This window comes from Nocardioides cavernaquae (assembly GCF_003600895.1).
Classification (GTDB): Bacteria; Actinomycetota; Actinomycetes; order Propionibacteriales; family Nocardioidaceae; genus Nocardioides; species Nocardioides cavernaquae.
Map to the genome: position 1 here is coordinate 3170151 of NZ_QYRP01000002.1, position 19706 is coordinate 3189856.

A 19706-nucleotide genomic window follows, 5' to 3' on the forward strand; every position below is an offset into this window, starting at 1 on the left:
CGAGCGACGCGCAATGCGAGCACGGAGACTCCTCGGAACGGAGGGCAACCAACAAGGGAGCCAGCTTCCGAGTCCGGCGAGCGCGAAGGTATCAACACGGCGAAGCCTGAACGCGCGAAGGGACAACCCGAGACGTCGCTGTTATCGGATCGATACATTCACAGGAGGCGTTGATCCGATCGAGCCCTGCTAGGGGATAGCCGCGTCAATGCCCGACGAAGATCGGCCACCAACGCGCGCGTATTGCGCGTAATTACATGCCTACCTGCTGCGATTGCCGTGCTCTAGATAGGCAGCGCAGCCCGACGTGTGAGCGTCGACAGCAGGTGATGGTGCCCTAGGCGCGATTTCAGTACGTCACGCTCCGACCAAATCCCGCGAGGAACCGTTCTCACCTGCGCAGCCCGTGTGACATGCAAGCAGATTCGACGGTGGGCCGAGAAAGCTATGCGGCCATCGGCCACATGGCGCCATACTGATTGCTTCGCATCGCGCCAAATCGAGTCAGGACTTCAATGGCGGTTTCTGTTGGCCCTCAGAGGGTGCCGTTGCGTTCTCCCCTGCGTGCCGCAGATGTCGAGGGCTTGGCAGCACCGGCGTTCTCTGGCTGGGACCAGCAGATCGTCGCGGAGGGTCAGATTCGTTCAGAGTTCGGTGCCGATGCGCGACTGCTTGGCTGGCTGATGCGTCTGAGGAGTGAGCGGGGATTCAGCTTCCGCATTCCTGGCTTTGCTCCCCATAGCGACGACGACGTCTGGGCCGATACGCCTAGGGCGCTATTGACGGAGTCTCTCAGCGGTGTCATTGCATCACGGTTGGCCAGCCAGGTCCTTGATGCGAGCGACCGCGACGTCTCCGCACGGGTCATGGCCCTTCAGAAGGCAGTGATCGGGAAGACGAACGTGCTTGGAAACACGCACAACGTGTCTTATCTGATCGACGACAATTTTGAAGGACTGGGCCGAGCTGAGTTCATAGACCCAGAAGACGAGGACTTCAGCAGCCGACTCGCTGACACATTGGACTGGGAACTGAAGCGACGTGAGCTCGTCGGCCGCGACGCGACCAGCCAGCCCTCGTCTCAGCAGCTCCTTCAAGTCCGGCGGTTCCTCACCGAGGCACTTGAAAATACACAGCGGCATGCGACACGTGACCTCGCCAAGCGGCGCGTTGGAGGCGTCAGATTCTTGGCCGTTCGGCGACACTTCATTCGTGAGATCCAGACGACCATGGCGCCAAAAGAGAGTGGGCATCAGTCGCTCAGCCACTACCTGACCAGAGCGCGTGAACAGTTCGGCGATGTGGCGATGGTCGAGTTCACAGTTGCCGATTCCGGGATCGGCATTTCGGCTCACCACCGCAAGGATCTCGCGATCTACTCAGGTTCGATCGAGGAGGAGTTCGCCGCACTTCAGTCGGCTTTCGGGCTGCCCGAGGCGAACATGGGCTGGGAGGGCCTCGGACTCCCGAAAATTCAGGACTCATGCCGCGACCTGCGGGCCTTCCTCATGGTCCGAACTGGCCGGATCCTCGCTACACAGCATCAGTTGGACACGTCCTCCAACTCCTCGGACTTAGTGCCGTTGACTCGAGAAACTCGCCCGCTTCCATTCTTGGCTGGGACCTCAATCACGATCGTCGTCCCCTGGGTCGACCTACACGAGTCTCTCTTCTAGGCAGGCCACGTTGAGAGTCCAAGTGGCACTACTAGGGTCGAAGCGCGCCCGGGTCCTCGACACCGCCCAGCACGCTTCGGGGATCGCCGAGGTCTTGCTGATTGGCATTCCGCGGTATGGCGAACTATTCGATATCGATCGAAAGGTCCACGAGATCCGACGGCGGCTCAATGGAGCACCGGAGGTGGTCGTGCTTCGCGCACACAAACACGAGGCTCAGCGCCTCACGACTGCTCCAGGAGAGCTACCGTCTCGTGAGATTCGAGAGCTCTATCGTCGGACGAACACACCTATCTACCTCCTCTCATACGAGTCAGGTGAACACACGCTCACTCTTCTCGCTGGGTCCCTCAAGCGCGGAGCATCCCTAGATGACAGCGTGCCCCTGTTGCGCCGTGCCGAACTGAACTACTACGCCGGCGAGTCAGGCGCTCTCCTCCCACAAAGCGGCACCTTCCATTACGCCGGCCCAAACGGTCAGCACTACCGATCGTTCCTTCGAGTCGGCTCCGCGATTCAGTCGCCGGACTCATTGGACGCTGTTTCGTTCTGGCTGCTCCCGTATGTCGGGCCGTCAACCATGGTGATCGTCGAAACGACGACGATTTCGATTATCGGCATGCACCTCGCCCAGTACCTCCGTGAAGAGGCGTATGAAGATCGAGCAATCACAGCGGTGCACGCTCTTCCGGGCTACGGCCGCCCCGCCCTCAGACAATTCATCGCACGAACCCGGGCCACGAGGCCGGTGATAGTCGACGGGGCGTCAGCGCTCGTAGTCATCAGCGTCAGCAGCACCGGCGTCATGGCCGAGATTGCACGAAGTGCCGCTCATGATCTCGGATTCACCACAACCGCTGCCGTGGCACTCTACGGAACTCCTGCGCGGGCGACAGACGCGGGCACCTCCGACCAAACATCGGCTTTGAACGATGTCTTCTGTTTCCTGGAGAGCGATCTTGGGCGGTCTCCGTCAAATGACTGTGAGATGTGTGATCCAAAGGCGCCCCACTCAAGCCCCGCCTTGCCTATCTCCCCGGTTACCTTCACCGTGGGAGTAGCCGAGTCTGTTGTGCCTGCCAAACTGGACGCCGTGTACGCGACCGAGGCTAAGGAGTTCGTCGACCGCTACCGCACAACAGACGCATTTTCAGTCCACCGCGACGACCCCTCGGATGGGCGCCACCACGCAGTTCACATTGACGTCGCGAAGCTTCTCGGCCACAAGGACAACATCTTCAAGGTTCGGTTCTTGGCGAAGGTAGATGAGCTTGCTGGGCAAGTCGACACAATTCTTGCTCCGGACCACTTGACAGCACGATCGATGGCCAAACTCGCTGGCGATCGACTCAAGATTCCCGTCGTCGTCAGGAACCCACAGGATCTGGGCGCAGCAACAGCTGAAGAGATCGCTCATCTCAATGCATCGCGACTGCTCATCATCGACGATGCCATCGTTAGTGGCGACCGACTCAGGTCCTTTCGTGACGAACTCATCGAGAAGGGCTACGACCACGAGGAATGCCATGCCCTCGTCGGAGTGCTTCGCACGCAGACCGACTCCGAGACGCGCGGCATTGCGAACATCGTGCACCAGCTTGGCCCCACTGAGAAGCAGTTGCACGCAGTCGAACAGGTACTCTTACCCAACTGGCAGGAAGACGACTGTCCGTGGTGCTGGGAACAGAATCTCCTTCATAGCCGGGGAAAGCTCGGCATCAATAGTGAGCAACTTGCAAACCGAGAGACCGTCCTCACAAGCGCAAACGGGCTTCGAGAGGTGCTGTTCTGGGGGTGGAACGACGATCAGTTTCGTCTCGGCCCAAACAGCGTCTTTGGCCATAAGGACCTGAACCAAGCGCAAGTGTTTGTCGTGGTTTCGTCAGCGCTCCAGAGCATGCGGAACAGGAACGTTCTGGACGAGCAGTTCACGCCGCCCGTCTCGAAGGTATTGACGCCTGAGTTCTGGACGCACGGGCGGTTCTACGTGAATGTTGTTGTGGCATCGATCCTTCGCGCCGCGCGGCGACATGACCTTCTGGCACCGACTCCCGGAAAGGCCTACTTGTCGGCTGCAGAGAGCCGTCTAGGGAAGAGGAAGGGCACCAACCTTCGAATGGAAGTCCTTCTCGGAATGGCGGCAGGGAAGATGCCAACGGCCCAGATGGCAGCGGCCGTAGCACTTGAAGAGGCCGACCCCGCAATAGGTTCGTTGTTCAATCAACTACTTGGCCTATCGCCCAAACAATAGAGGCACGCTTCCCCGACTGCTTGCCCAGTCGATAGGTGCCGCTCGGCCGTCCTCGCGCAAGCCGCCGCCTGCAGCATCAATCTGCTTCGGAGAGCGGCGCGTACCTGCCCTCTGAGGTGGTCTCGTCCTGACCTGCACTTCACGAACGCCGGCGCCGAGCACCTGCGCGTTCGTATCGGCGTCGAGCAGTGGCACAGGGAGGTCGACGGCAGTTTTGCGAAGCTTGAGCCGACCTTCCACGACATGGTGGCCTTCCACGACATGGTGGCCATCGACAGCACCGCCAGGGAGGCATGCGCCCGGTTCAGGAAGGGCGACTCGTTCGTCGCCAGTGGCTACGTCCACGAGTACGAGGTGGACCGTACGGGCGTGATCAAGGAGGAGTTCGTCGCGCGCAAGCTCGGTCACAACGTCAACAGGTCGGCTTGCGAGGTGCAGCGAGGTCGCCTCGCGCCGGCGAGAGCGGCCGATACCCTGCCGGTTCTGGGCCGAGCCAACGGCCTCAGAGTTCACGACGCTATGTGCCTAGATCTGGCGACACCCCGATCTTGGATGCCCAGGGTCGCCGCCCTCGCCGCAGACCGTCAGTCGACCAGGCGAAGGTGGTCGGAGCTAGTGCGGCCACCCGTGCTGGGTGCACCACCAACAGCCGTAGGCGTGAGGCCGAGCATGTAGGCCTGTACTTCGGCGGCGTGAAGTCCCAGGTCGGCGGCGATCGATTGGGCGCCGAGGCCGTGCGCACGGAGTTGCTGCATGGCCTTGGTGAGGAGCTGGGAAGACTCGTGCGCGATTCCTCCCGGCTCGCCGCGCCGGTAGCCCATTCTGGAGAGGTCAACGCAGACGGTTCGGTATGCCCATTCGGTCATGAGGTTGAGTTCGTTCGCTCGGTGCGCCATGGCCATCGCGGCGACGTTCCAGCGCTTCTTGGCATGGAGGATGCGCTGGACATGGGCGTTGTGGAGCCCTTGGGCCAAAACTCCTGCCTTGGGCATGAGAAACGCTGCCGCGAACTGGTTGGCTTCGGCTTCTGCTTCCGGGCCGTTGGGAGTCTGATCTTCGCCGTGAAGGACGAGGTGGCCGAGTTCGTGGGCAGCGTTGAACCGGTGGCGTTCGCCGGACTTCTCGCGGCTCAGGAAGATAAACGGTTGGCCGTGCCAGTTCAGGCAATAGGCATCGAGGTCCTTGGTGTCGTCGGTCAGGGAGAAGATGCGTATGCCGTGGGCCTCGAGGAGGTGGACTAGGTTCCCGATCGGCTGTTCGCCGAGGCCCCAGCGGGCCCGTACTTCCTGTGCTGCTAGCTCAGGGTCCCGTCCCGTCAGTGTCGGTACGTCTGCTGCGGGGAGGTCGAATCGGTCCTCGAGCCATTCGTTAATCAGGATCGCGATGCGGCCTGAGTTGAGTCCGCGGTCGCGCGTGCGCGCGGTCATCTTGCTCAGCGCGCGGAAACTGACTGCCTCAACAGGGATCTCGTCGAGGTCGTCGCCGGTGAGAAAGTCTTCTGCGACGCCGAGCACTGCAGCGAGCGTGATCAGTGTCTGCGGCGTTGGGTCCTGGTGCTGGTTTTCGTAGGTAGACAAGCTAGCGCGGCTCAACCCCGTCTCCTGGGCGAGCTTTGTCAGCGTCCATCCGCGGCGCTTGCGTGCCGCCGCTAAGCGTGTGGGGTTCAGCATGGCGGATGCTGCCTCAATCTCTGGTCGATCGAAAGGACCGGTCAGCGCATGGCGACGTCGACCGAGTACGCGTCGCCATCACTGGCCGGCGGCTCCTCAACCGTGGTGGCGTCGTTCGACTCGGGTTCGTGTCGAGAGATGCGCGGAAGGAGGATGCGCTCCTCCCATTCGGTGATCATCCCGTCCGTCATGCGAACGGGCAGTGAGAGCTCGGCGTAGATGTAGTCCGGGGTGACTCGCTGAAGCAGGAACCACACGTTCTCGAGCTCGGCAGGTTCCACGGTCGGCTCGTCGAATGCCTCGCCGAGGTCCAATGAACCCTGGTCGGCGTTCTGTCGCACGGCGATGGCGGTGAGTTCACCCTTGGGGTTCTTAGTGCGCGGCACCCTGCCAGGGATCTCCACGCCGGTGGCCTCGTCACCGGAACTCGTGACGATCGAGAATTCGTGGCTGGGATGCACCGTGCGACAGAAGTTCTTGCCATCATTGACACCCCAGCCGAGCGGAACCAGCTCCTCGCGCAGGAACCGTACGGTCTTGAAGTAGCGGGTGGTGCCCTCGGCCGTCGGCGGCTCGAGGCCAGTCGTGTGCTTGGCTTCCGCGTCAGCCCGCAGGAGCGTGCGGATGATCTGGTCGCCAGCGATCCCGAGCGTGTGAAGTCGGTATTCGGCGGTACCGTCGACTGCGACGATCGTCATGGGCGTCTCTCCTGCCACTCTGCGGAAACTTGACGAAATACTACCTCATATGAGGCGGAAAAGTGTCAAGCAGAGTTTGGTGTGTCGGAACTGTCCAGCCCCGGCCCCAGCAAAGGTCCCGAACCTCGCTCAGGGCCGTCCGTTGCACCTTAGGCGGCGGACGAACCTCCATCACCCATCGGGGGATCACACTCGAGACCGAAGCTCACTCCAGCAACAGCACACCGCTGACATTCACCCGGTGGTCATCGGCCACCGCACGGATGTAGTCCGTCAACGGCCTCCGTGTCGACAGCAGCGCGGTTTTCCACAGGTTGCGATATGCAGTTTGTGGCGCGAGGGCTCGGGTTGTGCTGGGCTACTCCCAGCCAACTTCATAGTTTCGCAGGACCGCTCTCATCTCGGGGAGACGGCACCGCGCCGCTCCCCCGAGGTCTCCATTCAAGTCTCGGGAGGACTTCCATGAACACGCTTGTCGCTGCCTTCGTGGCAACTGCTTCACCGGACCTCAACTCGGACGGCATCGTCCAGTGGGGCGTCAAGAACATCATTCCGATCATCCTGCTGTTCGTCGGGATCGGAATTATCGCCTCGGCTCGCAAGGGCCAGATGAGCCAGAACGCGCTGACGGTCTCCAACGTCCTGTTGGGCTGCGTCGTCATCGCAGGTGCGGCCTTCTTCTACGGCTTCGCCGACAACATCGCGCAGTTCGTTTTCCAAGGCTGACCGATGCTGATCAGGCCTGACGACGAGGTCTACCGCGTCGACGCAGTCTGGCTCGGCCCGCGGGGGCTCACGCTTCCCTGGGCGGCCAGGTACTCGGCGTACGGGATCTGGGTCGTGTTGTTCGTCAGCATCCTCTTGATCGAGGCCGTGCTGCCGATGCGAGTGAGCCTGCCACCAGTGTGGGAACTGGTGTTGAGCATCCTCGCGACCTACGCACTGACCGGCGTGATCGATCACGAACGTCCATTGTCCAGCGCGCTGCAGACGCTCCGAGCCGAGCTGACTGCACCCCGCGCACCCACGGAGGCCCGGCCGGTGCTGCTCGACGCAGCGCGCGTCCGGATGAGGGAGAACCATGTTCACGAGGCACCCCACCGAAGCCGCAAAGGGCCGACTGGCGCTTCGCAACATTGACGACCACCTGTGCTTCACCGCAGACGAGGTCTGGGCCTGGTACGTCCTGCCGACTCAGCTGTGGGCATTCCGATCCGACACCCAACGAGGCCAGCTTCTCCACGGGTTCGGCGACGGGCTCGCTTGGCTGGCTGGCCACCGGCTCCACCTAAGGGTGACGTCGCGGCCCTACCCGACTGGCGAGTGGGCCAAGCAGCTGCACGGCCTGACTCCAGCGCCGCTCGAGACGCCGGGGCAGCCACCGTGGAGCGAGCACCTGGTCGAGATGCAGCTGCACCTGCGCCACCAGACGATGGCCGAGAAGGAGGTCTATTTGGGCGTTCGGATCAAGTCCCGGCCGCCGTCGCATCGGATGATGTCGGCGATCACGCGGCGTCCGACAGACATCGAGCACGCTCGTGTCCTGCCGGAGTTGGAGCGGATCACCGAGACCGTCGCGCTCCCCGGACTCGAAGGTCGGCCCGCAACTGCTCGGGAGTTGGAGTGGCTGCTGCGACGCTCGATCGGTCTCGGCATGCCGTCTCCCACGGACCTCTCCCCCACGCCCGACCCCGCCTGGGATCGAGAGGACCTGGCGTCCTTCACCGACCGGGTGGAGTACGCCGCCCAGCCGCTCGGCCGCACGGTCAAGCTGACCTCCCGCGGCGCAGGATCGGCGGTCGAGCGGCATGTGGCGGTCCTGTCCGTGGGCCGGCTCGAGGAAATCGAAGCCCCCGATCCTGCCCACGAGCCTTGGCTCTCCCACACGGACCGGCTGCCGTTCCCCGTCGAGTGGTCAGCGCAGTTCGACGTGCTCTCCGGGGTCGACGCCCGGCGGTCTATCCAGCACAAGCTCCTGGTTGTCAGGGACATGCAGCGGCATTACGCCGAGCACGACCTGGACGAGCCGCTGGCACTCGACCGTCAGGCGCGTCACGCTCGGGAGGTCGAGGACCAGATGACGCGTGGTGTTGACGTCGCCGCGGCCCGAATCCATGGCTGGTTCCGGGTGGCCGTATCTGCCCCGACCGAGCAGGAGTGCCTGGAGCGGGTCCGCAAGGTCACTACTTCCTATCGCTCGCGCCGAGTGACGATCGAGCATCCGAAGGCGCAGTACGGATTGCTGCGGGAGTTCATCCCGGGCGAACCGTTGGCCACGACGGCGTACCGGCGCCGGCTACCAGCGCTCTACCTGGCGGCGGGAGTCCCGACAGCGTCGAGCCGTCTCGGTGACCGTCGCGGTCCGTACGTCGGCTACACGGCCGGCGCCTCTCGTCGCGCGGTCATGTTCGACACGCACTACGCCACCGAGGTGAAGGAGACCTCCGGGCTCGTTCCCGTCGTTGGCGGGCTCGGTGCAGGCAAGTCGGTGCTCCTCGGGCAGATCGTCTACGAGGCCGTACGCCGCGGCATCCCCTCGGTTGTTCTCGACCCTTCGGGACCACTAGCGCGACTGACCGAGCTCCCTGAGTTGGCCCCGCACAGCGAGCACATCGATCTGACGACGGCTGCGTCCGGCACCCTGAACCCGTTCGAGGTGGTCGCCTCTCCCCTCCGGAGCGCCTTCACCACCGAGGATGCCTTCACCGAGGCTGAGGTTTTCGCGGCCCAGGATCGCAAGCTGCTGGCGATGGATGTCGTCAAGATGCTGCTCCCCGCGTCCGTTGATGCGTTGCCGGCGACATCGCTGGTCGTCTCCGATGCTGTTCGCACGACGGGCGGGTCCCCGCATTCATCGCTCTGGGATGTGGTCAAGCACCTGGAGAACCACCATAATCCGCACGGGCGCGTGGTGGCGAACTACCTGCGGGACATGTCCGAACTCCCGCTCTCGCGGCTGTTCTTCCCGAGTGCACAGGCGACGGGCGAGCGGTTGCGGGCCAACCTCACCGTCCTGACCATGCCGGGGCTCGTCCTGCCACCGAAGTCCGTGCCCCGCGATCACTGGTCGACATCCGAACAGCTCGCGGTGCCTCTGCTGCACCTGGCGTCCTGGTACGCCACCCGCGCGGTCTACGGCCGACAGATGCAGGCACGCAAACTCGTGGCCCTAGACGAGACCCACTTCCTCGGTGAGTGGTCAGCCGGCCGCGCGCTCTTCACCCGACTCGGCCGAGACTCCCGCAAATGGAACACCTGCGTCCTCGCCGCCTCCCAGAACCCATCCGACGTCCTCGGCATGGATGTCGCCAACTTCATGTCCGCCGCGTTCGTGGGACGGCTCGAGGACGAAGAGGCCGCCCGGGACGGACTGCGGATGCTCCGCGTGCCGACCGGAATCGGCTACGAGCGAGCGCTCGCGAACCTCTCCTCCGCCCGCGGCCAGTCGGCCTTCCGTGAATTCGTCATGCGCGACGTCGATGGCAACGTCGACAAGCTGCGCGTCGACCTAACCGGCAACCCCGGACTGCTTGAGGCGCTCAACACGACAGCAGGGCGTCGTACAGCAAATGGTTCCAAGTCGGATGGCGAGGCCGTCGCATGAGGCGCCACATCGGCCGCGGAATCTGGCTGGCCATAGTCGTCGCAATGCTCGTCGTGCCGAGCTGGTTCTCCACCGCTGGCGCGATCCCGGGCATCGACGACTGCAAGGACGCCCCGACCCCCGACGTACCCGGGCAGGGCATCGCCGGCTTCTTCAGCAACACCCCCGACAAGGTCCCCGCATCGGCGGATCCCTTTGCAGCGGATGCGAAGACGACGATCTATGAGCAGTACGGATACGCCGGACTGCGTTGGAGCACGTACGACCTCGGCTGCGGTCCCGACACGATGCGCAACCCGGATGCCGTCATCGGCACCGCGTTCGCCAACTGGATCATCCAGCCTGCCCTGGCGCTGACCGCACTCACGGGGTCGGTCACCGAAGTCGCCTTCAACCCGACCTTCCTCAACGTCTTCGACCCGGTCATCACCCGGGTATCGACCGCCCTGCACGAGAACCTCTTCGCAACCTGGATCCCGGCGGTCCTGGCACTGCTCGGCATTCTGTTGATCTGGCGAGCCAACCGGGCCTCACTGGCTACCTCAGCGGCCGCCGTCGGGTGGGCCCTGATCGTCGTCATCATGGCCACTGCCTTGTTCCGCTGGCCCATCGCCGCCGGCCACGCCGCCGACCTCACCGTGACCCGAACCCTCGGCACAGTCGTGGAGAAGCTCGATGGACACGACGAACAGGTGGACCCCGGCACAGCGGTCGCCTCCAACGTCGTCGACTCAATCTTCTACGAAGCCTGGCTCGCCGGCACGCTCGGATCAGCCGACTCGAAGACCGCAAAGGAGTACGGACCCGACCTGTTCCAGGCACAGGCCCTCACCTGGGCAGAAGCCCGCACGCTCGAGCAGAATCCCGACGCCGGCCGCCAACTCCTGGAGTCCAAGCAGGACACCTGGAAGGACATCGCCGACAAGATCAAGGACGAGGACCCCAATGCCTACGAGTACCTGACGGGACAGCGCTCAGACACACGCGTTGGCTACGCCTTCCTCGTCACGCTGGCGACGTTCCTCTCGCTCCCGTTCCTGCTGATCTCGGCACTCCTCCTGCTGGGCTGCTTCATGATCGTTCGGCTCGCTGTGATGCTCTTCCCGGCCTTCGCCACGCTCGGCGCCTTCCCACAGGGGCGCGGCCTGATCACAGGACTCGGCAGGACAGTCGCCGCGGCAATCGTGAACTCGATCGTCTTCGGCATCGGTGCAGGCATCACCGTCTCCGTCCTGGGCATCCTCATGTCGCCGAGCGGTGCACCCGCCTGGCTCGGCCTGGTCCTCATGCCGCTATTCAGCTTCGTGATGTGGATGGCGCTCAAGCCATTCCGACGACTCACCAGCATGGTGAGCACCGACGATGACCACTTCCGGCGGGCCTCCGACAGCTTCAACAACGCAGGATCCGGAGTCGGCTCCCGCGCAAAGGACGCCCTGATCACAGCAGCGGCCGCATCCGTCGGAGCTGGCGCCGCAGTCTTCGCCACCAAGAAGGCGAACGAGGACGACTCCGAAAACGGCCCCGAAACCGATCGGGTCGAGGCACGACCCACCCCGTCGTGGACAGCGACAGACAACGTCCGTGCCTTGCCGGCCGCTGCCGACGCGGATCCTGGCCCGACTCGTGCCGAGGGACGCCACCGCCCCGAGGAACACTTCACCTCACCGCCAGCGGACACGACCTACGCCGATGCCTACCGCCCGGATGCCGCTGGAGGCGACGTCCCGATGATGCCGGCCGAAGTGGAGTGGGATGGCGACGACGAGGTCTACGCGATCTACCGTCCGACCAACTCGTCGGAGGACGACGATGTGGCCTAGTCCCCTCGCGTGGGCGCTCCACAGCCCGGGACGGTTCGCAGCGGTGATCGCCGGATGCCTTGGGCTGCTGGTCGCGATCGCGGCATTGGGCCTCCGGGACGCAGGCGCTCGCCCCGAACGGTCCCACGAGCAACAGCGTCCTGCCGCACAGGCCCATGCCGCTCCGACTGCCTCGCCGCACACAACCGACCACGCGGACGAGGAGGGCGAATCGATCCGCCCAGCCGCGCGCCGTACGGTCGAGCGATTCCTCGAGCACTACCTGGCGCCGACTTCGCGTGAGGAACTCGATCAGCTCAGGCCGCTGTGCACGCCGGAACTCTGGGCCGGCCTGAATGTCGCCGACCCTTCCAACATGCCACCGGGCCCGGTCCAACGCATCGTGAAGGTCGCCGATGGAGCCTTCGCGGCCAGCTTCACTGTCTCGCTACTTAACGGGTCGCTCGCCGTCGACGTTGTTGCTGCGCCCGACGGTCTACGCGTCGCGTCGGTCGAACCGGAGAAGCCATGAGGCTGCTGGCTGTCGTCGGGGGCTCGGGCATGCTCGGGGCCGTCTCTGCAGCCATGCTCCTGCCGCTGGCCATGATGGGGACCATGGGCACCAGCGAGGTCGCCCTTACCCCCGTTTCGAGCTGCACGATCGGCACAAGCGAACTCACCGTCGACGAGCTCGATGACGAGCAGCGGAAGAACGCCGCGATCATCCTTGGGGTCGCCGTTCAACTGAAAGTGCCTCCGAAGGGGCAAGCGATTGCGATCGCGACGGCCATGCAGGAGTCCGGGATGCGCAACCTGGACTACGGCGACCGCGACTCGCTCGGGCTCTTTCAACAACGCCCGTCGACCGGCTGGGGCACGGCGGCTCAGGTCACGACGCCCGAGTACGCCGCCAAGGCCTTCTTCGGCGGCCCTAGCTCCCCCACCGGCAACAGCGGCCTGCTCGACATTCCACACTGGCAAGACCTCGACCTGACGATCGCTGCCCAGTCGGTGCAGCGCTCCGCCTTCCCCACGGCGTACGCCAAGTGGGAACGGCTTGCGAACGACGTGGTCAGCAAGATGGCCGGGGCAGACATCGACTGCGAGCCACTCGCCACAGGTTCGTGGACGTTGCCCGTTGCGAGCTACACGCTGACGTCAGGGTTCGGTTCGCGCGTGCATCCCATCACCGGCGAAGTCCGCGTCCACACCGGCATCGACATGGCCGCACCGACGGGCACCCCCGTGCGTGCTGTCACAGACGGCGTGGTCGAGGTAGCGGGCCCCAGCAGCGGCTACGGAAACCTGATCACGATCAGGCACGCCAGCGGAATCGAGACCTACTACGGCCATCTGTCGCGCATCGATGTCCGCCCGGGCGACACCGTCTCTGCGGGCGAGCTGATCGGCGCAGTCGGGAGCACGGGCAACTCGACCGGGCCCCACCTTCACCTCGAGGTCCGTCACAACGGCACCCCAACCGACCCTGAACCGTTCCTCCGCGAGAAGGGACTCAGCCCATGAACACGAGCGCCTCCTACCCATGGTTCGGCCAACCCCCGACCCGCGAACCACTCCCCTCCGCCCGGGTGCCTGCACTGCGCGGCAAGCGACTGATCCTGTCGACGCCCGAGGGCTTCGTCTACGACATGCGCGCTGCGACCGACCGGTACGTCGACGACGCCAATCGCGACGTCATCGACGTGGTGACCGAGGAGGACTGGTACCGCTGGATGCTCATCGGCTCCGAACCAAGGCGGGCGCCCTGGGCGGCGCATCTCGTGTGGGTGGAATGACCCTTCGGCTCTTCCAGCACAATGAAGTCATGTGGACGCCAGAGGATGCCAAGGCGCTCGCGGGCACCTACCTCGGGCAGGACTCGGACCGCTGGCAGCACGTGCGAGCCGTCGCTTCCGTGGCGCATGAACTCGTCGCCGCGGGCGCGCCACTCGACCTCGAGATGGCAGCGTGGCTTCACGACATCGGATACGCCGACCCGCTGGCCCGGACGGGCATGCACGCTCTCGACGGAGCCCGATTCCTCGAACTTGTCGAGGCACCGCCCATCGTCGTCGGTCTGGTGGCATTCCACACCGGCGCAGAGTTCGAAGCCGATGAGCGGGGGCTCCTTGGAAAGCTGCTGGAGTTCGAGCGTCCAGTCCAGCCACTGCTGGACCAGCTGATCCTTGCCGACATGCTTTCGGGGCCCCGCGGCGAGCGCGTCTCAGTGAGCCGGCGCCTTGGCGACATCTTCGCCCGCTACGGACCAGAGCACCCGGTCCACCGGGCCGTCTCGCTCTCAGGCCCGTACCTCAGGCTCGCCAGCGAACGAGCCTCCGCTGCGGCCGGTTACCCGATATAGGGCTGCGGACCTGGGTTGATCGCGTGCTCGATGCGCAGCCGCATCGAGGGGTGAATGGTCAGCGCCTTGAGATCGTCTGGCGAGACCCACTCAACGCGGTCACTCTCGGAGCTCGTCTGCGCTTCGCCTCCGAGGAGGCGAGCCAAGAACGCGATCGAGAACTGCTGGCGCACCTCGCCGTCGTCGTACGCCATGACGTGCCGCGGGTTCGTGTAGGTGCCCGTGATTGTCACGACTTCGACGTCGTACCCGGTCTCTTCCTTGACCTCGCGCACGACCGCATCCGCGATCGACTCGCCGATCTCGTGGCCACCGCCAGGCAGCGCCCACTTGTCGTTGTCGGTCTTGTGAATCATCAGCACCCGACCATCGCCGTCACGAACAACTGCGACCACCGAGGGCACAACGCTGTTCGCCTTCGGAGCGTTGGGGTCGTCGATGTAATCCACCCGAGCCATGCCCGTCAGCCTAACGTGGCCCTGCCTGGCACTAGGTCGTCTACCCGCGGATCAGGCTGTGAGAACCCGAGGTGCCTCGTCGACCGGAGTGAACGCACTGGTCTCGATCTCGGGCCCGCCCCTGCTCCAACCCGTAAATTTGTGAACGAGGAGAGTCTCTCCCGGCCGAACTCCCGAGAGCTTTCGCGCGAGGAGATCTGCAAAGCGGGCCTCGTGCGTCGCGAGAATCACCTGACGATCTCGGCGGAGGTGTCTTGCGAGATCTGCAAATCCCAGCACGTTCACGTCATCCATGGCCTGTAGCGGGTCATCCAACATTACGAACGGAAGGCTGCCATTTCCGGCGGCCCAGCCGAGCGCTAGAAACGCAGACAGGACGACAATGTTCGCCTGAGCCGACGAGAAGATCAGCATCGGGTTGACGCTGATGTCGCGCTCAGAATCCAGCACCGTGGCCGACGCTGTTGGCCTCGATCTAAACGACTCCACGTTGAAACTAAGGTGCGTGAATGCCGGGTGCGGGTCGAGCCTGGAGTAGACGTCGTTCATCAACGGCTCCAGTGTTTGGAAGCGCTTACGGAAGATCGAGGAATTCGCGGACATCGTGCTGTCTGCCAATGACGAAGACGCTGTCGCGTGCTTCCGGTCTCGTTCGACCACCGTAGCCATTCGCTCGATTTCACTGTTCAGCAGAGCGACAGTCTCTCGCTGCCTCGGAAGCGCATTCTGACGCTCGATCGCAAGGCGGGTGGCTGCTTGCTGCTGCGACAGGATCTGGAGCGCCGCCTCTACAGCACTCGCGCCAGCGTCCAGAGCAGCCAGATAGTCGCCGACTTCTTCGCGCATGGCTTGAAACCCATCGGCGGTGTCCGCGTGCAAACCTGGATGCGGACGAGACACGTTGAAGCCGGATATCGATGGAGTCGTCAGTTCGTCAAGGAGCCGGCGATACTCCGCAACCTCTTGCTGCCACGCCGATCGCTGTGCTTCACGATCCTCCTGTGCGACTTCGGCCGATTCCACGTCCGCCACTCGATCCACAGCAGCGCGATGTCGCACCTGCGCTGCGCGAAGGATGTCGTTGGCAACAGCTAGCGCTTCGCCGTCGTGCGAACGCTTGGTCAGAGAATCTCGCACCGCGACTGGATCGATTTCACTCAAGCAAACAGGGCATTGAGCGGACGCGTGTGCGTCCGGCAGCAACGGAAGAGCGGCAGCACTTAACCGCGCCAGACTGTCGCCTTCGCTCGCAGCGCGCGCTTGCGCTTGTTGTGCTGATGCCAGTGCCTGTACCGCATCAGCCAGTTCCCTGTCTGCGGCGCTGCGCCCCGCGGCGAGGTCGCCGACGGAGGCTTCCTGACCGTCAGGAAGCCTCGAAGGCCACGAGAGCAACCGCTGCTTCAAGGTCGAGATCTCGCGACGACGACGCCCGATATCAAGAGACAGCTCTGGTAGTCCGTCGAGATCTGGCTGTACGACTTCGAATCTCCATGCGTTGTGAGGAAGCAGGGCTTGCTGGATCGCAGCACGGATGTCTGCAGGCGGCGCAACGCGCGTTACCTGAAGTTCGGATGTCTCGAGCTGTTCGACCGCGCTCTCGTATTTGCGAACCGCCTCCTCATAGGAGCGCTCACTGCCAGCAAGGCGAGCTCGCGCGGCAGTCTTTCTTTCGCGAACAAATTGCTCAAACTGCTCAAGCGCTTCGAGCCCAAGCAACCTCATCAGCTGTCGATACCGCTCGTCGGGCTTCGTCTTCAGGATCTGCCTGAGGTCGTCCTGCTGCAGAAGTCCGCTGGTGTGGAGCACCTCGGCAAGCGGCAGAGCTCCGGGAGCTAGGTGCGATCGCATCCTGTCCTCGGCCACCGGTCCGCTCACACGACCATTGGAGTCCTCAACCTCAAGGAGTGACGAACGAAGGTCGCCCCGCCGGGTGACTCGAATGAGCTCAGTCCTGGTTCGGAATGTGGCGCTAACATGCGCTTGCGTGACATCGGAGAAAGCGTTTCGTAGGTACTGATCAGTCCTGCGAAGGCCAAAGGGCGCCAGCCGCGGAATGTCTGCGGTGAGAAGCCACTGGACAGCATCGAAGACGCTTGTCTTTCCGCTTCCATTAGGGCCATGAAGGAGCACTGCCGATGCGTCAAAATCGAGTTCTACCCGACGGTTGAAACCCCGGAATCCTTCGATCGCAAGCGTGACGAGTCGACTGTCCGTGGTTGATACAGCGCCGTCGACCTCCGCGTTCATTCGTCGTCACCCATTTCGGTTCGGTCTCTCACACTGTTCTGATAGCTCGTTTCGCTGCTCGGGACGGCGACCTGGAAGTCGTCCACGGCAGCCTGAACCACCGCGACATCAAGCCCATCCACTACGAGAATTCTTCGCAGCTCGTCGAGTGGATCGAGGAGCGGCTTGTCGTGGGCGGTTGGGAGGGGCAGGAGCGGACGAAGAGACCGAGAAACACCCGCCCTGGTCGGAGCAACTCCGATTCTTACCAACCGTCGAGCAAACCGAAGGTTGTTCACGAGATCCGCGATCGGTTCTGTCTCTTCGGTCGTGGCCTCCTGCGCACACAGGAACACTACGAACGCGTCCCACCGTTTGCGATTTGGCGGTCCCGCCACCAGCCTCTCGCTCAGTGAGCGACTTACTAGCGGCTCGATTTCGAGGAGGTGTTGCAAGGTGATCGGCGCGGCAATCACAGCGATGTTGTCGTCGTTCTCCACCAAGAGCACCTGCGCACCCTCGATGCCAGCCTTTTGAACTACGTAACCGGCACCGGACATGACGGATTCAGACAACTCAAGCAGTTCAAGGTCCGCAAGTTCGGCAGGGACGGTCACGACACCTCTCCTATGCTTCCCGCTCTTACATAGAGGATGTGGCCCGCGGCGGGGCCATCGATGAGGTGACTTGGTTCCGAACTGCCAATGAGGTCGAAAGCGAGGCCGTCCATTGTGCGCCTCGCGTCAGCAAGCACGTCGTCAAGGTTCGACATCCGACCCGCCTGGAGCTCCGCTGAACCAAGCGATCCGAGGTGTCCTCCCGCGACGACGAGAACCGGCGCATCGGTCGATAGGTCCCCCGACCTTCGAGCCATGGCGACGCGCCGCTCGGCTTCCTTCACAACCGCCGGTCCGCGGGCACCGTGCCCAGACAAAAGCGGCATCACATCGAACCTCTCATCGTGCGCAGAATTTGTCAGCGGGCTGAAACCCATTACTTCGGAGCCCAACGCGGGGGCACCCCAAACCGCTCCCATCAAGCCGCTCAACGCGACCAGCACCTCGAGGGTCACCGCTGACGATGCGACACTCGTGCCGGGTGCGTATCCCCAGGAAATGCCCCTGAGCCACCGCAGAGCCTTCACACCGTCAACGGCATGGATGGCAGACAGAAGTTGTTGCACGCCCTGCTTCTGAGGATGCTCCGGCGGAAACCCGTCAACGGTTTCGGCTAGGGACTGGCAGACCGTCAGGACATACGCACGCAGGAGGGCGTCGCAGAACTCCTCGGCTGGGCTAGCCACTCTTTGTTCGAGCGGAAGATCACCGAGCAGGACCTTCCAGTCCAACGGAGGCTCGGCCACCTCCCAATCCGCGAGTGCCGGGTCGACAAGGTAAAGGTGTTCGTTGCCGACCGCGCCGACAACCGTTTCGAGAGAGGCCTGAACATAATCGGCGACGCTCCCGATTCCGATAAAAACGAAGTGGTTCTGGCTCAGGTTCGCTCGCACGATCGCGTCGGCCCAAAAGCCGACACCTTCAAGATCGGCGCTCGTCACCAGCATTGTCTGTGGGAGCGTCGCGCATCCGTGGACCTTCATTAGTGCGCTGCTAGAGCCGTGCAGGAGTTCAGTCGGAGTCCTGACGACCATCGGGATCTCGGGCTGCGCAGCGCGTTCAATGCAATTGTCATAGTTCATCTCGAGCACCGTGGCGACGCCCTCGCACAGCAGAAGGGCGACAACTTCGTGGGCGTAGTTGAACGAGGCGCCTGTCATGTCGGCGACCCCGAGCACGGTCTGCCGCAGCAGTTGGCTGCCTGCAGGGTGAGCCGCAACTGCGTTTGCAACGCATAGGAGATCCCACTCATCTACATCCCCCAGGTCCATAAGGGGGGATAGCTTTCGCCAGATCAGATTTGCCAAGCTCTTTGCCCCGGGGAGCGAAGTCGGGTCTGCGGCTGAGATGCCCGCGCCGGCGTAGATGGTGAGCTGGTTGCTAGTCGCCAGACCCGCGAGCCTGACCGCGAGCGAGCCTGGCGGCGTCGAAAGTGGCTGCGGCTGATACACGGCGTGAGCCTACGCAGTGCGCTGGTTGCGCGTCAGGGAACCCTGGAATCGAGGTTTGGAAAGCCGGACTACCGCCCAACCACGTGCCCCGCGTCCGATCCTTGTCGCGTTAACGTTGGGGTCGTCCTTCATCGATCGCCACGGACAGGACTGACTGATCAGCCGCACTCCAAGCACTCTCGAAGCTCTGGAGATACTGCGCGAATAGTCTGCCGCCCGCGACCTTCTGCAAGTGAAGGACGGGTGAGTGGCTGGCAGCGACTCCGAGCGCATGGGTGTTCACGAGCAGCGTGTCGTCAAAGCGGAACAGCGAGTTGTAGAGCGTCGTTTCGTGCATGCGTGCCTCGATCCCCTGCTCCTCCAGGAATGGGGCCCAGTAGCTCCAGGTGAGCCGGCATCGAGCAGCGAGCAGATCATCGATGCCTTCCTCCCGGCCGCGCCGCTCCACTGCCTCCGAGTCGGGATCGCCGAACAGCAGACGGACCCGTACGCCTGAGCGTGCCTTGGTCGCGAGGAGATCCGCAAAATCCGGCAACGCGTCGTGCAGGAAGGAAGCGGCGTACGCGAGCAGGTCGACCTGATCGACCGCCCGATCGACCGTCGACAGCCAGAACTCCGAGCTCACCGACCCCCGGTTCGGGAACAGTTCGACAAGCTCCGCCTGGCTCGCTGATACCGACGCCCGGTCGTTCGCTGTTTCGGGCCACAGGAACCCATCGTCCTCGCTCAGGACGGCGGCAACTCTCAGGCGATGTGCACGGTGCGGCCTTCGCGGCTGCGTCACCCAGCGCTCAACGGTCTTCGGATCTACCGAGACCTTCTCGCCGAGATCGGCGTAGGTCAGACCTCGCTTCAGGAGCGCGCTCCGGAGTCGCTCGTTCGACATGTCCA

General features: G+C 63.6%; 17 protein-coding genes. 10 read left to right on the plus strand and 7 right to left on the minus strand.

Going from position 1 to position 19706, the window contains the following annotated elements:
* Positions 1–548: 548 nt before the first annotated feature.
* Positions 549–1676 (plus strand): hypothetical protein, encoded by a 1128-nt coding sequence (locus D4739_RS15230; RefSeq protein ID WP_147384956.1) that lies wholly within the window; start codon positions 549–551, stop codon positions 1674–1676.
* A 10-nt stretch (positions 1677–1686) separates the two neighbouring features.
* Positions 1687–3927 (plus strand): hypothetical protein, encoded by a 2241-nt coding sequence (locus tag D4739_RS15235; protein ID WP_147384958.1) that lies wholly within the window; start codon positions 1687–1689, stop codon positions 3925–3927.
* A gap of 584 nt (positions 3928–4511) precedes the next feature.
* On the opposite strand, the gene D4739_RS15245 is transcribed toward D4739_RS15235, so the two are convergent.
* Positions 4512–5597, minus strand: coding sequence for a helix-turn-helix domain-containing protein (locus D4739_RS15245; protein WP_120061402.1), 1086 nt, complete (start codon positions 5595–5597; stop codon positions 4512–4514).
* 41 nt (positions 5598–5638) lie between these two features.
* Positions 5639–6295, minus strand: coding sequence for a hypothetical protein (locus D4739_RS15250; protein ID WP_120061403.1), 657 nt, complete (start codon positions 6293–6295; stop codon positions 5639–5641).
* A gap of 462 nt (positions 6296–6757) precedes the next feature.
* Here D4739_RS15250 and D4739_RS15255 point away from each other — a divergent pair, with 462 nt between their 5' ends.
* The 8 genes from D4739_RS15255 to D4739_RS15290 are packed head-to-tail and all read left to right on the plus strand — an operon-like array spanning position 6758 to position 14063.
* Positions 6758–7021, plus strand: a complete 264-nt coding sequence (locus D4739_RS15255) for a hypothetical protein (protein WP_120061404.1) — start codon at positions 6758–6760, stop codon at positions 7019–7021.
* Positions 7022–7024: 3 nt separating this feature from the next.
* Complete coding sequence (locus D4739_RS15260) at positions 7025–7435, plus strand: hypothetical protein (RefSeq protein ID WP_120061405.1); 411 nt, start codon at positions 7025–7027, stop codon at positions 7433–7435.
* Positions 7377–9899, plus strand: a complete 2523-nt coding sequence (locus tag D4739_RS15265; RefSeq protein ID WP_120061406.1) for an ATP-binding protein — start codon at positions 7377–7379, stop codon at positions 9897–9899. Before D4739_RS15260 ends, D4739_RS15265 begins: the two co-directional genes overlap by 59 nt.
* Positions 9896–11722, plus strand: a complete 1827-nt coding sequence (locus tag D4739_RS15270) for a hypothetical protein (RefSeq protein ID WP_147384960.1) — start codon at positions 9896–9898, stop codon at positions 11720–11722. The genes D4739_RS15265 and D4739_RS15270 overlap by 4 nt, the downstream gene beginning before the upstream one ends.
* A gap of 43 nt (positions 11723–11765) precedes the next feature.
* Positions 11766–12233, plus strand: coding sequence for a hypothetical protein (locus tag D4739_RS15275; RefSeq protein ID WP_147384961.1), 468 nt, complete (start codon positions 11766–11768; stop codon positions 12231–12233).
* Positions 12230–13225: a M23 family metallopeptidase gene (locus D4739_RS15280; RefSeq protein ID WP_120061409.1), complete on the plus strand. Its 996-nt coding sequence runs from the start codon at positions 12230–12232 to the stop codon at positions 13223–13225. Before D4739_RS15275 ends, D4739_RS15280 begins: the two co-directional genes overlap by 4 nt.
* Positions 13222–13497 (plus strand): hypothetical protein, encoded by a 276-nt coding sequence (locus tag D4739_RS15285; protein ID WP_147384963.1) that lies wholly within the window; start codon positions 13222–13224, stop codon positions 13495–13497. The genes D4739_RS15280 and D4739_RS15285 overlap by 4 nt, the downstream gene beginning before the upstream one ends.
* A 29-nt stretch (positions 13498–13526) precedes the next feature.
* Positions 13527–14063, plus strand: coding sequence for an HD domain-containing protein (locus D4739_RS15290; RefSeq protein WP_120061411.1), 537 nt, complete (start codon positions 13527–13529; stop codon positions 14061–14063).
* Here D4739_RS15290 and D4739_RS15295 read toward each other — a convergent pair.
* From D4739_RS15295 to D4739_RS15315, 5 genes are all read right to left on the minus strand, one after another.
* Positions 14051–14521 carry an NUDIX hydrolase gene (locus D4739_RS15295; RefSeq protein ID WP_120061412.1) on the minus strand — a complete coding sequence of 157 codons (471 nt, stop codon included), beginning with the start codon at positions 14519–14521 and terminating at the stop codon, positions 14051–14053. The genes D4739_RS15290 and D4739_RS15295 overlap by 13 nt on opposite strands.
* Before the next feature lie 51 nt (positions 14522–14572).
* Entirely contained in the window at positions 14573–16768 is a 2196-nt protein-coding gene (locus tag D4739_RS15300; RefSeq protein WP_120061413.1) for an AAA family ATPase, read from the minus strand.
* A complete protein-coding gene (locus tag D4739_RS15305; protein ID WP_120061414.1) occupies positions 16765–17364 on the minus strand; it encodes a hypothetical protein in 600 nt (199 codons plus the stop codon). The genes D4739_RS15300 and D4739_RS15305 overlap by 4 nt, the downstream gene beginning before the upstream one ends.
* Entirely contained in the window at positions 17361–18815 is a 1455-nt protein-coding gene (locus D4739_RS15310) for an SIR2 family protein (protein WP_147384965.1), read from the minus strand. Before D4739_RS15310 ends, D4739_RS15305 begins: the two co-directional genes overlap by 4 nt.
* A 109-nt stretch (positions 18816–18924) precedes the next feature.
* Entirely contained in the window at positions 18925–19701 is a 777-nt protein-coding gene (locus tag D4739_RS15315; protein WP_182920441.1) for a DUF5919 domain-containing protein, read from the minus strand.
* Between the last annotated feature and the right edge of the window lie 5 nt (positions 19702–19706).

What these genes read in the sequence shown, in the direction of transcription:
- D4739_RS15245 (WP_120061402.1), bottom strand. Translation starts at nt 5,597, where the DNA reads ATGCTGAACCCCACACGCTTAGCGGCGGCACGCAAGCGCCGCGGATGG.
- D4739_RS15250 (WP_120061403.1), bottom strand. Translation starts at nt 6,295, where the DNA reads ATGACGATCGTCGCAGTCGACGGTACCGCCGAATACCGACTTCACACG.
- D4739_RS15255 (WP_120061404.1), top strand. Translation starts at nt 6,758, where the DNA reads ATGAACACGCTTGTCGCTGCCTTCGTGGCAACTGCTTCACCGGACCTC.
- D4739_RS15260 (WP_120061405.1), top strand. Translation starts at nt 7,025, where the DNA reads ATGCTGATCAGGCCTGACGACGAGGTCTACCGCGTCGACGCAGTCTGG.
- D4739_RS15265 (WP_120061406.1), top strand. Translation starts at nt 7,377, where the DNA reads ATGTTCACGAGGCACCCCACCGAAGCCGCAAAGGGCCGACTGGCGCTT.
- D4739_RS15270 (WP_147384960.1), top strand. Translation starts at nt 9,896, where the DNA reads ATGAGGCGCCACATCGGCCGCGGAATCTGGCTGGCCATAGTCGTCGCA.
- D4739_RS15280 (WP_120061409.1), top strand. Translation starts at nt 12,230, where the DNA reads ATGAGGCTGCTGGCTGTCGTCGGGGGCTCGGGCATGCTCGGGGCCGTC.
- D4739_RS15285 (WP_147384963.1), top strand. Translation starts at nt 13,222, where the DNA reads ATGAACACGAGCGCCTCCTACCCATGGTTCGGCCAACCCCCGACCCGC.
- D4739_RS15290 (WP_120061411.1), top strand. Translation starts at nt 13,527, where the DNA reads ATGTGGACGCCAGAGGATGCCAAGGCGCTCGCGGGCACCTACCTCGGG.
- D4739_RS15295 (WP_120061412.1), bottom strand. Translation starts at nt 14,521, where the DNA reads ATGGCTCGGGTGGATTACATCGACGACCCCAACGCTCCGAAGGCGAAC.
- D4739_RS15300 (WP_120061413.1), bottom strand. Translation starts at nt 16,768, where the DNA reads ATGAACGCGGAGGTCGACGGCGCTGTATCAACCACGGACAGTCGACTC.
- D4739_RS15315 (WP_182920441.1), bottom strand. Translation starts at nt 19,701, where the DNA reads ATGTCGAACGAGCGACTCCGGAGCGCGCTCCTGAAGCGAGGTCTGACC.